Genomic DNA, 13,686 nt, shown 5'->3' with positions numbered 1-13,686 from the left:
TATACCATATACCTTATACTCTATACCTATTCAATGGATATTTGGCCGGTTGATTCAATTTTTAAAACTCTGGTTCCCAAGCCATCAGCCGAGGTTAGATAAATCGAGGCGTTTTGATAAGTACCTAGACCATTTTTAATAACCGCATCCGGATTGGGTCTTTTGAAAGTAATGCTCAAATCATTGAATGAGCCGTTAGTGTCGCTACAAAATTCGGTGGCCGAAACGCCGGTTGAAATGGCACAAATCTTGCCGAGATGATTACCGCGACTCATTTTAAGAATATCCAAGCATTCACTACTTCCTCCGCCACAGGCATTGTCGCCAGAATCGTAGACTTGATTATCATTCCGGTCCGCAAACGAGGTAATCGACTTATCATCAAGAGTGTTGAGATACACTCCGTAGGCATGCTGGAACGCCAGTGCTGAAGCGCTGGTTTCACCCTTAACACTGATACCGTACACTTGGGCCTCACGGACAGTAAGCGCCGTCTCGTAAGCCAAATTAGTTAACAAAATCGAGCTATCAAAACGGTTGCCTTGTACCAACACCACGGCAGTAATGACAGAAAAAATGGCCAAGACCACTAAAAGCTCGATGAGACTGAACCCGGAAGAGTGATTAGTGGGTAGTGAGTAGTGAGTAGTTTTTCGCATATCCATATTTCAAAGTCCGATTGCAAATAGGTTAAATCCGGTTAGAAAGACAATCAAAATTCCAAGAATTAGAAAGGGCGCAAACGGGACTTCACTTTTAATTGTAAGCGGTTTACCACCCAAAGACAAACCGAGTTTGGAGAGAATGAGCAAAATGATGCTTACTACTGCTCCAACCCAAAAACCCAAAATAATTGCTGTGCCACCCTTGGCAAGTCCCAGCATCCAGCCGATACCCAAGGCCAATTTACCATCTCCCAAACCCATCAGTCGGCCACGCGACAGCGACCAAACCAAAAAGAAAGGCAGGAACAAAATCGGACCGGCCAAAAGCTCCCAAAGTCCGGAAGACTGTGATAGCTGTTCAAATGGTGTAATGGCCAGAAAATTAACCAACGCCAAAATCGCAAAAGTGTAAACGAAACCGTCGGGAATAATTTTATGCCTTAGATCGTAGACCAAAATTACAATCAACAGGCTCCAAATGATTAGGTAATAAATCAGATAGAACAGCGACTCCAAACCAAACCTAAGACCAACCTGCCAAAACACTGCCAAAAAAATTAAGCCGGTCAGGAACTCGACTAGTGGATACTGGATTGAAATTTTGCTACCGCAACTTCGACACTTACCCCCAATTGCTAAAAAACTGAAAACCGGAACCAGATCTTGCCAAATGAGAGTCGTCCCACAGGAGAAACAGGCGGACCGACCAAGCACGGTCCGGCCGGTGCGATATCGCAAAATCAGGACATTGAGAAAACTGCCAATGATTAGACCAAGCAGGAAAAAAGCTGTGCCAACTAGATAATTCATTGTGTCGGTTAATTATTACTACTGTAATTATCACTGCCGAAAGGCGGATCGCCTTGAGGGTAACTGTTCGGATCAAGCGGATCGGTGCCGAAAGTTAAGACCTCGACCCCGTCATAAAAACCGTCGCCGTCGGTATCCATGAGAGTAGGGTCGGTGTGATAAGTATTCACCTCGGCGCCATCGGACAGATTGTCGCCGTCGGTATCGCTCAAATTTGGGTTAGTGTTATGGATAGTGGTTTCGGCGGTATTGGTGAGACCGTCGCCATCAGAATCAGTGGTATCACCTCCACCGCCCGGATCGGTCGCCACACATTTGATTGCCGTTGAGGTTGTGTCAGCATAACCCTGACCGGCAAAACCCGCGGAATCGGTACACCAGGACTTGGTAGCATCGGTCGCAAGTGGCACAGACGCGACCCACTTACTGCGGTCAGAAGCACAAATTGCTGACCCGCCAGAAGCGTTTTGGACTGAGGCCAAGAGCTCCGCGATCTTCGTGCTCACAAATACCGACCCGGAAGCGGAACAACTGGCGCCACCTCCGGTGTTATTGGCCGTGCCATAATTGCCATTATCAATTTGATAAAGAGAGACCTGGGTTCGAACACTGTGAAATTGTTCCTTAATGGCCGAGTCGCGCCCCTTCAGACGCGCTGAATTGATAGTACCCAGAACGATAGTCGAAAAAATTCCAATGATGGTAATCGAAATCAAAAGTTCAATAAAAGTAAAACCTCCACCCTGTTTTTCGTGAACATGGGCATCAAAGCGGGCGACATGGCTTCTGATCTTCGCTCGCTCTCTTTCCAATTGGAGTAAATACACCGACATAAGGTTGAAATAATTTTAACCTTTTTAAGCTCAAAAACCTAATCGAACAAGAACAAAGCCCGAGGTCGCGCCGCGCGACCTCGGGCTCTTAAATCTTATCTTTAACTACTCACTACCCCATCCCGACGCCAGAAGTCGGGACCCCAACCTTTGTGAGACAAAGCGTCGGGGCTACTAACTTCTTCAGGGTGTCACATCATAACAATTCTCCGGATTAGCCTCTGCCGCCCCAGCGACACATTTGTTGGAATTACCGGCAAAATCAGTCTTGGTTGAATCACAACTACTCCTGGAAGTGGCGTCTCGGTCAACTTTTAAGTAGCTACTACCGGCCTTCTCTAAGTAAGTGCCGAGATGATACGAACCGCATTGTGGAGTAATGCCGGCAGAGCTACCAATCGGCACATAAATATAACTTTGTTTATCAGGATCAACTGGGACTTCAGGCAAGAAACTGTTATTTGGTGGGATCAATTTGTCCAAAGTCACCGGATAAGTTCGATAAACATCGTGATAGAGCTCCAAAGCGAGTTGAATCTGCTTGAGGTCAGCCAGCCTTTTCCCGTCGCGCGCTTTAATCTTAGAATCGCCAAGAAATCCCATCGCGACCGACGAAAGAATTCCGATAATAGCGATGACCACGATAAGCTCGATGAGCGTAAAGCCAGAATAGTGGGTAGTGGGTAGTGGGTAGTGGGTGGTTTTGTTTTTCATAGGTCCATCTTAGCGCATATCTAGAATGAGACCAAACAACTTGTCCCCAAATCAAAAACCACCCTGGCCGAACTTTTCAGTTTTAGGCCGGGTGGTTTTTGATTGTTTTCCTTAAATTAGAAAACTAGTCACACAACGGAGTGGCAGCTGCGAGTCCTGATGTTGCGGCGGTAGTGGTACTCTTACCGGTGCTATCCACGCAATAAAAGTTGGTACTGGCCTTCAACTGAGCTTCAGCTCCCCAGCTATTACCATCAGTAGCAACGACGCAGGTCGCATCGTTACCTCCAGAGGTTCTGGCGGCATTAATTGCGCCCAAAATCGGATCGGCCTCACACATCCCCGTATAGCTGTTGGTGTGATCATCGTACCACAATTCAGCTTGGGTTCGGACGGTGGTCAAGTTTGATTTGACCGCAGCATCATTACCCTTATCTCGAGCGGTGTTAAGAGAAGCCAAGACAACCGACGAAAGAATACCGATAATCGCAATAACAACCAAAAGTTCAATCAATGTAAAACCTTTATTTTTCTTCATAATTTAAATTAATTAATAACTAACTATTTTTAATAATTACTTTCCCTGACAACTGCGAAAATCTGAAATTCGCGCAGATTTCAGGGAACTTCGACCTGTTTAGCCTCGCAATCGAGGTTTTATTCCACATTCAGTATTATAGCAAGCTTGTCAGCTAGAGAGAACACCCTTGTGGATAACGCGACGAACCGCAGACGGTGGCCTAGAAGCTGGAAGAAATATTGTAGATTGGAATCAAAACGGAGGATAGCAATACGCCGACCCCAAGACCGAGCGCCACCACCATAGTCGGCTCAATGAGCCCTACTAAAGTATCCACCGCGTTATTGACTTCGCGAATGTAGAAAGTGGCCAAAGTCTTCAAGATTGAACCTAATTCGCCGGTTTCCTCGCCAATTTTAATCATCGCCACCATAATACCCGGGATTTCCTCATGTTTGCTCAACGCATCTGAAACCGAACTGCCACCTTTCACCGCGACCGAGGCCTCATTTAAAATTTGCCGATAAACTTCATTATCGACAACCGCCCCAGTCAATTCGAGGGCGCGAATCATGGAAATACCGCTGGTAAGCATAGTGTTCATGTTGTCGGCAATCCTGGAGAGATACAGCTTGATGTAAAGATTTTTTAAAGCCGGAATGGAAATTTTTACGCTGGCAAAAGCCAGCTTGCCGGCCGGAGTTCGGCCGTAACGCCATAAGAAAATACCGCCGATAGCCAACAGAATGAGAAGTAAAAAGCCATAGTCAACAAAGAAATTGCTGATGCCAAGAACGATTTGAGTATAAATCGGCAAAGCTTGGCCGGATTCTTTCAAAATCGCGCTTACCTTCGGAATCACCATCGTGAGCATCAAAATCATAACAACAATAAAGGTCACCACGACGAAGGCCGGGTAAATCAGGGCGTTCCGAGCCTTGGAGCTGATCTCATAACTGCGATCCAAGTATTCGGCCAAGTATAAAAAGGTCTGATCGAGTTTGCCCGACTCTTCACCCGACTTGACCATGTTCACATAAAATTCAGAGAAAATTTTTGGGTGTTTTCCCAAGGCCCGAGAGATAGTGCTACCACCTTGAATATCGTTGGCCACATCAGAAAGCGCTTCTGACAAAACATGATTTTCAACTTCAGCCGACAAAAGTTTAAAAACTCGGAGGGCTGAAATCTGGGCGCCGAAAAGTGTGGCAATTTGTCTGGAGAGAATGACTATGTCGCGATTATTGACCCGCTCGAAAAACTTCATACTCCCCATGGCCAATAGCGAGCCTTTTTCCTCGGCTGGATGGATTTCGGAAATGGTTAGGCCACGATTTTGGAGCGAAGAAATGGCAACATCCACGGTCACGGCGTCGATTCCACCAGTCGATTCCTGCCCCGTCTTATTGTCTAAAGCTTTGTAATTAAATAACATAGTATTTTAATACTAATCTACAAATCTCATTCCAATCTACAGATAACAAATAATTAGGACTTTCATTCGGATATTAGTTGATTGGTGTAAAATTCGTAGATTGGTATTTTATGAAACAAGCTTACTCAAAATCTTAGGATTCGGCGAATATTGATAAGCATTCTCAACAGTAATCTCGCCGGCTCTCACCAATTCCATGAGCGAGCGGTTCATGTCAATCATTCCCTCCCCTAAACTGGTCTCAATGACAGTATTGATTTCGTGGACTCGAGACTCACGGATTAAGTTGGCAATCGCGCTGTTGTTGATGAGCAATTCATAGGCCGGAATCAACCCGCCAGAAATTCTTGGAATTAGGCGCTGGGAAAAGATACCAATCAAACTACCGGCCAGTTGGTTTTTGATTTGATTTTGTTGCTCGGCCGGAAAAGAGTCGATGATGCGGTCAACAGTCTGCGCAGCGGTATTGGTGTGCAAGGTTGAAAGCACCAAGTGGCCGGTCTCGGCCGCCGTCACAGCCGTGGAAATTGTCTCGGCATTGCGCATTTCTCCAATCAAAAGCACATTCACATCTTCGCGGAAAACGCTTCGGAGTGCCGTGCCAAAGTCGGCCGTATCACTACGCACTTCTCGTTGGTCAACGATTGATTTCTTCGGCTCATAAACATATTCAATGGGGTCTTCAATGGTGATGATGTGCTCGGCTCGGTCTTGATTAATCTTTTCAATCAAAGCGGCTAGCGTGGTTGATTTACCTTGACCAACCGGGCCAACTACTAAGAAAAAGCCTTGTTGCTTTTGAGAAAATGTCTCGAGAATTGGCGGCAAATTCAATTCTTGAAAAGTCCTGATTTGCTTTGGGATTAGACGCAGAACGATACTCACCGCGCCCTGCTGAAAAAAGCAGTTGCCACGAAAACGGGCTTTGCCTTCAAAGTCATAGGAGAAGTCAATTTCCTTCTCGGCAAAAAATTTCTCGAAATTTTCCGGCAACAAAAGCTCTTTAACCAAACCCTTCACATCGGCTTTGGCTAGCTTTTCTTTACGCAGAAGCGGAATTAGAGCACCAGAAACACGAATTGTTGGCTGGCGATTTTCCGACAAATGCAAATCCGACCCGCCTTCCGACATTACTGTCCCCAAAAGTTCTGCCAATTCTTTTTTGTAATCCATATGACAATGCGACACTAATCCACGAATGCATGCGAATTACACGAATGGAACTTGGAATCTGTTTTCTTCATTAGTGTCATTCGAGCTAATTCGTAATTCGTGTCGTGTTAATTACCCCCGATTCGCCTTATAAATCTTGAGCGCCTCGTCCAAAACTTCTGAAGGAATCGTGGTGGCTTTAACGATGTATCCCTCGATGCCCAAGTCTTGAGCCTTCTTGATGTCGGTTGGTTGACCCTGATTGGTAAGCATGATGATCACAGCGTTCGGCGCCAATTTCTGCTCTTTGATATTTTTCAACAGCTCCAAACCATCCATCACCGGCATCACGATGTCCAAAAGAATAATATCCGGCATGAAGCCGTCTTTAATTATCCGCATAGCCTCATTGCCACCGGTCGCCACATTAACTTCAAGCCCCGATTTCTTGAATTTCAGGGCATACATATTAAGGAGAAACTTGTCGTCGTCGATGATTAAAACTTTTAAGCTACGGTTGGTCATAGGGAAATTATAGCACTTATAGTTAAGTAAAAAAACTAGAGGTCGAGATTATCAATAGTAAGTGAATTGATCTCGGAAAATGGCACTTCCCGTTTAAAGGCCTTTAGAATGGCGTCGCCTCGCATTGTCACCATGCCTTTGGCCCTAACAGCTTTAAAAATCTCCGATTCTACCGGGCTTTTTAGAATCATGTTTTCCACCTCCTTGCTCATTTCGAAAGCCTCAAAGACTGCGGTCCGGCCACGAGTGCCGTTTGGACACTCTGGAGACGGTTCCATCTCGTAGACTTTGTCCCCAATCGGCAGTTTGGCCCTGAATTCTGGTGGCAAATCGGCAAACTCCTTATCGACAATCATTCTCACACTACCCTCAACCGGAATCGGCTTACCCGAACCTGGACAGAGAGTGCGGACCAATCTTTGGGCCATACCCAAAATCAAAGTCGGGGGGATGAGGTACGGGTCCACTCCCATATCAATGAGGCGCGGAACAATGCCGGTCGCATTGTTGGCATGAATTGTTGAGAGCACCAAGTGACCAGTAAGTGCGGCCTGGACTGCAAGTTGGGCGGTTTCACTATCACGAATTTCACCCACCATGATTACATCTGGATCTTGACGCAGAGTGGTACGCAAGCCGTTAGCAAAAGTGTAGCCGATATCCGGTCTGACCTGTGATTGACTGACCCCCGAGATATTGTATTCAACCGGGTCTTCGAGTGAGAGGACATTTTTCTCCTCGCGATTGATTTCATTTAGCATCGAATAAAGTGTAGTCGATTTACCGGATCCGGTCGGACCGGAGATTAAAATAATCCCATAAGGTTTTTTCAGGGCGCGCTTCAGCATCGCCAAGTTGGTTTCGGTCAGGCCCATTTCATCGAGCTTCTGAACACCTTTTTGCTGGTCTAGAATTCGCATCACCAATTTCTCGCCGTAATAAGTCGGAAAGGTTGAAACACGAAAATCAATCTTCCGCCCATCGATTCGCGCCTCGAAACTACCGTCCTGTGGCTTTCGCTTTTCATCGAGCTTCATCGTCTTGGTCAAAACTTTGATGCGCGCCACCACAGCATTATGAACTTTAATCGGCAAAACCAAGCTGGTATTTAAGACGCCATCGACTCGGAAACGCACTCTCACCCGCTCGCCTTCCGGCTCGATGTGAATATCAGAAGCGTTGCCCTCGGTTGCATAACGCAAAATTGTAGCCACAATCTTGGTCACCGGCGCATCCTCGATAATCCTAGTCTCGGCTTTCGGCGCATCTGAAATATCCTCGGGTTTTTTGGAATTAAGCAGTTCTTCAAGATCATCGCCGGAAAGCTCGGTCTCGAGTTCCGAAAGAGCTTTGGTCACCTCACCGGAAAGACCTTTGTACATCGAAACCACCGACTTAAAATCGTCTTCGGAAATCAAGAAAACTTTGTATGGCAAGTTGGCCTTAGATGAAATGAAATTCAAAGCATCGCGCGCCTCAATATTGTCCGGGTCAACTACGCCAATTTCCAAAACATTATCCTTGATTCCAAGTGGCGCCAAACGATAGTGAATAGCGGATTCTTCCGGCACCACCTTGAGCACAGCGAATGGCACAGTAGCACCGGCCAGATCGCGAATCGGAACATTATAGTATTCACCCTTGGCTTCCAAAATCCTCTCGGCGCTCACCCCGCGCTTCAAAAGCACGCGATCCAGATTTTCTCCGGATAGCCTGATTTCCTCTTTAATCGAAGCGGCATCACTCGCTTTAATAACTCCCTTTTTTTCCAAGATATCGATTATCCCGCCCATAAAAATTTATTTGAATTATTTGGCGCCAAACCAAAGGTCCGCCATTTAACCTTAGCGTCTTGTCGTCGTTGCGCTTTGTCTCCCAGCTGAATCGATTGGTAAGAACGGATTGACTCGCCCGGTAATCTCCGGCTGCAACTCAACATTAAAGCTCTGCAAGCTTTTAAACGAAGCCTCGTTAAAAATTGAGGTATCTAAAATAAGCGATCGAAGCTGGTTTAAACTGGCCAAAAGTTCCCGACCGACAATATTCTGCTGGCTGGCCGAATTCTGTAAGGCCACGCTCGAAACCAAGGCTGTGCCACTCGTCGTACCTGAACTTCCTTTAAAAAAGAATCCGTAAATGAAAATCACCAGGATAACCAGAAGCACCACCAAGATAATAACTTTTTTATTAATGCCTTTCATTTATTTTAACCAATAGGTTTTAACACCGATATTAAAGTCGTAATTCGGCGAGCCGTCAGAGGCCGAGAAGGAAATGGAACTTACATCAACGATGCGCAAACTTTTTTCCAAATCGCCCAAAAAGGCTTGGAAGGTCGAGTAAGGCGCGCTTACGGAAAAATTGAGCGTAGCCGAGCCGATACCACTACTGTCGGTCGTAATCTCTCCTTTGGCCGCCTCACTTGACTGGATGTTTTTGATATTGGTGAGAGTCAGACCATATCTTGAGGCAATACTGCTTAAGTCCATAATCAAGCGGACGTTGTCGACATGATCCGGCAACAATTCTTCCAGCCGACTGATGTTGCTACCCGGAATCGTGTTGTAGGTCGACACCAATTCGTCTCGCTTGGCCATCAGCGCCCGCGAGTTGGTCAAGGCTTCTTGATAACCGGCCCGCTCGCCCATCAGAGCCTTAACTGTTTGATACTGCGGATTAATATAGCCCAAGAAAGCGCCGATTGAAGCCAAAATTAAAATTGTCGGAAAAATAAATTTCATACGATTTTAAGGCTGGTTAAAAATATTCACCATGCCCAGAGTCTTGGACGCGCCGGTATAGGCCAAAATGGCCGGGTCAAGCGAGCTTGTGAAATTGAATGATACCGTACCGTCTCTTTCAAGGGTTAAGTCAGTCAAGACCGGATTTTTCACGAAACGATTCTTGCCGAAGACATCGGCTTGAAAGGCAATCGCGTTGAAACCTTCGGCCTGACCGCGCATCGCCAATTTGGCGCCAGATTCGTTGGAGAATGAAAAATCAAAGCTCTTAAAGCGAATGCTCTGAATGGTGAGCTTTTCCAAAAGACTAAAAATGGAGGACGGCGCAATGTGATTACCCAAAATTCCCTTGGCCACAATCAGTCGATTCGACAACTTGATGAGCTGGCGAACCGTGTTTGGGTCAAAAGCTTCCTCGTCGTGCGCCAAAACTTTTTTGTCATTGTCCAGTTGTTGCGATAAGTAGCGATTACCAAGAAAGACTCCGGCCGAGCCGGCTGCCGCCAAAACAAAGATTGCCAAGGCGATTATCAAAAAAAGATTGACGCCACTCTTCCCCCTCGCTCCTTCCGAGGTCAGAGGCTTTTTCGGTATAAAAGATGATTGAAACTGTGGTTCCATTTAAAAAATACCAATCTACAAATCCAATCCAAATCTACCAATCACTAATCTACGAATAATCTGATTCGCATATTTGTAGATTGGTATACCATTTGTAGATTTGTATTATGCTTATTATAACCCAGAAAAAGCTAACTGTCGGCCAATTCTTATCCACTTTTAGCCTAACTCCTGCAATTTGCGGATGGCCAGACCAATAGCTGTCGCAAACTCCGGCCCGGCAGTCCGCAAAACATCATTTAGAAAAGCCGGCGCTTCCACTTTGCCAAAAGGGTTCGCCAACTCCACTTCAGTTTGGAAATTGGCCGAGGCCACTTCTCGCAAACCTTTGAGCAAAGCGCCACCGCCGGAAAGTACGATTCGCCCGATATTTTTATTGTGCCTTTTTTGGAAATTCAAAATCACTCGGCCGACTTCGGCGAAAATATAATCGAGAGTCAGCCTGGTCGCCTCGCCAATATTTCGGCTATTACCGGTGTGGAGCAGCCCATACTCTCTTTTCAAATTTTCCGCCTCATCCATACTGATGCCTAAAGACTTTGAGATGGCGATGGTGATATCTTGAGCCCCGCGATTGATGGTGTGCGAATTGCGCAAAAGTCCGCGCTCAACAATGTAAAGTTTGGTCGAGGCCGCACCCAAATCACAAATCAAAACCGGCGCAATCCCCTGATCAAGCGAGGCGCGAATCGTGCTGAAAGTCTCGATTTCAGAAAAAGTGGCCGAGAGTGACAAGTTGCTGACAATTTCCTTGTTGCGGGCAATCGCCTCATTATGAATAACAACCAAAAGCACCTCTACCCGTTCGCCTTTGGCAGTTTGAGAGTAGCCAGGCATTGAGGCGTCTTCATCTTCAGAAATAATCCGGTCTTCTTGTGGCACGGTCAGCCAATCAAGCGAAACTTCGGAAATCGGCACCGGAATATATTTGCGAGCTTCAATGGGAATCATTTGGGCCAACTGTTTCTCACCAACGGCCGGCATCGTGATAAAAGTAATCAAGCTGGCCGAGACTGGGATTGAAAGCGCCGCTGTTTTGGTACTGGTTTTGGATTCTTTAAGTAAATCACCCAGAGCTTCTGCCAACTTACCAGCCTGGAGATTGGTGGCTCGGCCGATTTCCACTCCACCATAGGGACCGAGCGAGAGCTCGCCGTAAGTTTCGAGGATTGCTCGACCGCCCTTCTTTTTCAACTGCACAACTTTTAAAGCCGAGGAACCAATGTCAATTCCCAAAACACTGCCACTCGACGGGGTGGCGCTACTCATAATTTTGCCAAAGATACTAGAAAAGGGATTCGCCATGTATTTTGCGATTTAGGTAAAGTATATCATGAAACATGAATCACCAAATAACAAACACCGATAACCAAACAGACTGAAAATTCTTTATTGATTATTGGTTATTTGCTCTCATTATTCTCTACTTGTTTGATTATTGTTTCTTGGTTATTGATTATTTATACTCTACACTATTAGATATGGAAAAATTACTTGCGATTGGACGACAAATAATTTCCTTTATATTTCCACCGGAACCCTTGGTAGCCGAGTTGGAAGCAACCAGTCCAATCGAACTCCGAAAGATTGCTTCAAGAGTCCTCTTGCCACCAGCTGATTTCATTAATTCTTGTTTTGATTATCACACTCCGCTTATACGCCAAGCAATCTGGGAGCTAAAATACCGCGGCAACCCCAAAGTCGCCTCGCTTTTGGGGAAAATTCTGTCTGAAGAAATAACTGCCGAACTGGCCGAAAAATCAATTTTTGAAAAATTCAATAGTCCCCTTTTGATACCGATTCCGCTGTCAAAGAAACGCCGGCAGGAGCGCGGTTTTAATCAGTCGGAGCTTTTGGCAGAAGAAATTATAAAAAATGATTCGCAAAAAATACTGATGCTTGATACCAAAAGTTTTATAAAAACCAAAGACACTTCGCCACAAACCAAAATCTCGCGCGAGCAGAGACTCAAAAATTTGGCGGACTGTTTTGAAGTGGCCAGGCCGGAAGCGGTTCGTGGCCGAAATATAATTTTGATTGATGATGTCTCAACGACTGGCGCCACCCTGAAAGAAGCCCGCCGTACCCTCCTTGCCTCCGGCGCTAAGTCCATCATCGCTTTCACCCTCGCGCATTAAAAATTAAAAAAGCGCCGTACCTGAAGGTCGTGCGCTTGCGAAACTTTCACTATCCAAGCAGGGCTCCAAAGATCATGCCCAGGGTACCCCAATCGATAGCTTTCGAATCACAGTCGATTAAGTCACAGAGCCGATGAACTTCGACATAGGTCCGTTCGGTTTCCGACTCGACACCGTGAACCACCTTGCCACTTTCCTGTCTCTTCAGAAACTCCAACTCCTCATCGTTGAGTTTGACCGCAAAGACATGGGCACGGTGCGTAAGCAGTGTTCCATAGATTTGTCGCGCTCCAATCTTCATAATTCGAGTCGGGTCATCGATGATGAGACCAGTCTCTTCCTTAAGTTCGTGAACCATGGTCTCAAGAGGGTCGACTCCCGGTTTGAGCGAAGAGCCACCGGGAACTTCCCGAACATAACCGTCTTCGGTGCAAACCGGCGATCTAAACTCCTTAACGATGACCACTTCCGTGGCGAGTAAATTCGCCCGTGGATGGTAGGCCACGACAGTCGCAATGTCAGGTCGCGAGATGATAAACTCGTTCACCTTGTTCCTTTGCTCCGCCGCAACATAGACATTCACTTGCAGAACATAGGCAAAGGCGAAACCTTTGTTGGGACCGACTCGGAATGACCACAATAATTTGGCACCGTCCAAACGATTTCCGGCCACTTTCAACTGCTGATACCAATTTTGGAAATGAGGCAACTTCCAAATGTGGAGCGGAACTTCTCGCTCGCCGTCAATTCGCTCGGCACCGGCGCCCAATCTAGAAACGGCCTCTTTGAGGGTGTCGCCGAGGCTATCGTAAATCGGCACTTGTTGAGCTTTGGCGTGATGCTCGAGATAACGCATCTTCGGCGCATCTTTGGGAAAACCAAGAATTGCCTTGCCAGAATCAAACCAGATCCCCCATTCCACATTAGTGGTAAAAGCCGGCAAGGTCTCCAAATCTCTCGGAACCCAAAAAACAATTTGATCGGCCAAGTTGAGGGTCGTAGTCTCCCAATCGATCTGGTCGACATAGCTGTGTTTCCACAATCCGTCTCCAGTGATTGGCAAAAAAACTGTCCCGTCGAAACCCAGCTCCTCGAGAATTTCGAGAGCTTCGCGTCGCCAGTTCAGATGATTCTGTTCTCGCGGACTGGGTCCGGCCAAGAAAATGCTTTTGGTGATGGCCCTTGGGATGTCTTGAAGGGCATAGACGACTTGCATTGTTATCCTTTCAGTCTTGAGTTTTAGAGGTGCAAATGGGGCACAGGCAGAAGCATGGCCCTCGTTGGTCTGTATCAATATAAGCATGCTTTATAGATATAGTCAAGCGCGCGCAAAATTCAAGAGCTTGTGGCCCTCCAACGGCTCAAATGGTGGAAATGAGCTACGGGTACCGGACACAAATGCTTGACTACCGTTAACTAATCAAGACCTTCGCAACACCTCCAGAGGTGTTTGGTAACTGATTCCCATGTGGGTTCTCTCTGAATTGTAGTACGGTAAAAAAGTTTTGAGAGCTTTGCGAAAATGGTAAATT

15 protein-coding genes are annotated in these 13,686 nt (G+C 46.3%); 1 reads left to right on the top strand and 14 read right to left on the bottom strand.

What is annotated here, in order from left to right; all coding sequences use genetic code 11:
• Positions 1–26 precede the first annotated feature (26 nt).
• From WCT25_01905 to pilM, 13 genes are all read right to left on the bottom strand, one after another.
• Positions 27–659, bottom strand: a complete 633-nt coding sequence (locus WCT25_01905) for a prepilin-type N-terminal cleavage/methylation domain-containing protein (protein ID MFA6536169.1) — start codon at positions 657–659, stop codon at positions 27–29.
• A 9-nt stretch (positions 660–668) separates the two neighbouring features.
• Entirely contained in the window at positions 669–1,475 is an 807-nt protein-coding gene (locus WCT25_01900; protein ID MFA6536168.1) for a prepilin peptidase, read from the bottom strand.
• A gap of 8 nt (positions 1,476–1,483) precedes the next feature.
• Positions 1,484–2,308 carry a prepilin-type N-terminal cleavage/methylation domain-containing protein gene (locus tag WCT25_01895; protein MFA6536167.1) on the bottom strand — a complete coding sequence of 275 codons (825 nt, stop codon included), beginning with the start codon at positions 2,306–2,308 and terminating at the stop codon, positions 1,484–1,486.
• A gap of 183 nt (positions 2,309–2,491) precedes the next feature.
• Positions 2,492–3,022, bottom strand: a complete 531-nt coding sequence (locus WCT25_01890) for a type II secretion system protein (protein ID MFA6536166.1) — start codon at positions 3,020–3,022, stop codon at positions 2,492–2,494.
• A 124-nt stretch (positions 3,023–3,146) separates the two neighbouring features.
• Positions 3,147–3,560, bottom strand: coding sequence for a type II secretion system protein (locus WCT25_01885; protein ID MFA6536165.1), 414 nt, complete (start codon positions 3,558–3,560; stop codon positions 3,147–3,149).
• 202 nt (positions 3,561–3,762) lie between these two features.
• Positions 3,763–4,977, bottom strand: coding sequence for a type II secretion system F family protein (locus tag WCT25_01880; protein ID MFA6536164.1), 1,215 nt, complete (start codon positions 4,975–4,977; stop codon positions 3,763–3,765).
• 108 nt (positions 4,978–5,085) lie between these two features.
• On the bottom strand, positions 5,086–6,150 hold the full coding sequence (locus WCT25_01875) for a PilT/PilU family type 4a pilus ATPase (GenBank protein ID MFA6536163.1): 1,065 nt from the start codon (positions 6,148–6,150) through the stop codon (positions 5,086–5,088).
• Between the two features lie 111 nt (positions 6,151–6,261).
• Positions 6,262–6,654, bottom strand: a complete 393-nt coding sequence (locus WCT25_01870; GenBank protein MFA6536162.1) for a response regulator — start codon at positions 6,652–6,654, stop codon at positions 6,262–6,264.
• Positions 6,655–6,689: 35 nt separating this feature from the next.
• Positions 6,690–8,447 carry an ATPase, T2SS/T4P/T4SS family gene (locus WCT25_01865; GenBank protein ID MFA6536161.1) on the bottom strand — a complete coding sequence of 586 codons (1,758 nt, stop codon included), beginning with the start codon at positions 8,445–8,447 and terminating at the stop codon, positions 6,690–6,692.
• Positions 8,448–8,498: 51 nt separating this feature from the next.
• Entirely contained in the window at positions 8,499–8,855 is a 357-nt protein-coding gene (locus WCT25_01860; protein ID MFA6536160.1) for a hypothetical protein, read from the bottom strand.
• The gene (gene pilO, locus WCT25_01855; GenBank protein MFA6536159.1) at positions 8,856–9,395 is read right to left on the bottom strand and encodes a type 4a pilus biogenesis protein PilO; all 540 of its coding nucleotides are present in this window, start codon (positions 9,393–9,395) and stop codon (positions 8,856–8,858) included.
• Between the two features lie 6 nt (positions 9,396–9,401).
• Positions 9,402–10,016 (bottom strand): hypothetical protein, encoded by a 615-nt coding sequence (locus tag WCT25_01850; protein ID MFA6536158.1) that lies wholly within the window; start codon positions 10,014–10,016, stop codon positions 9,402–9,404.
• A gap of 159 nt (positions 10,017–10,175) precedes the next feature.
• Positions 10,176–11,285: a type IV pilus assembly protein PilM gene (gene pilM / locus WCT25_01845; protein MFA6536157.1), complete on the bottom strand. Its 1,110-nt coding sequence runs from the start codon at positions 11,283–11,285 to the stop codon at positions 10,176–10,178.
• Positions 11,286–11,497: 212 nt separating this feature from the next.
• Between pilM and WCT25_01840 the strand changes: the two genes are divergently transcribed.
• Positions 11,498–12,154, top strand: a complete 657-nt coding sequence (locus WCT25_01840; GenBank protein ID MFA6536156.1) for a phosphoribosyltransferase family protein — start codon at positions 11,498–11,500, stop codon at positions 12,152–12,154.
• A gap of 49 nt (positions 12,155–12,203) precedes the next feature.
• Here WCT25_01840 and WCT25_01835 read toward each other — a convergent pair whose 3' ends face one another.
• On the bottom strand, positions 12,204–13,370 hold the full coding sequence (locus WCT25_01835; GenBank protein MFA6536155.1) for a nucleoside 2-deoxyribosyltransferase domain-containing protein: 1,167 nt from the start codon (positions 13,368–13,370) through the stop codon (positions 12,204–12,206).
• Positions 13,371–13,686: the final 316 nt, after the last annotated feature.

The sequence above is a fragment of the Candidatus Paceibacterota bacterium genome (genome assembly GCA_041666545.1).
In the GTDB taxonomy this organism is placed as follows: domain Bacteria; phylum Patescibacteriota; class Minisyncoccia; order Phycocordibacterales; family JBAYGS01; genus JBAYGS01.
This window is presented reverse-complemented; position numbering and strand designations above follow the sequence as displayed.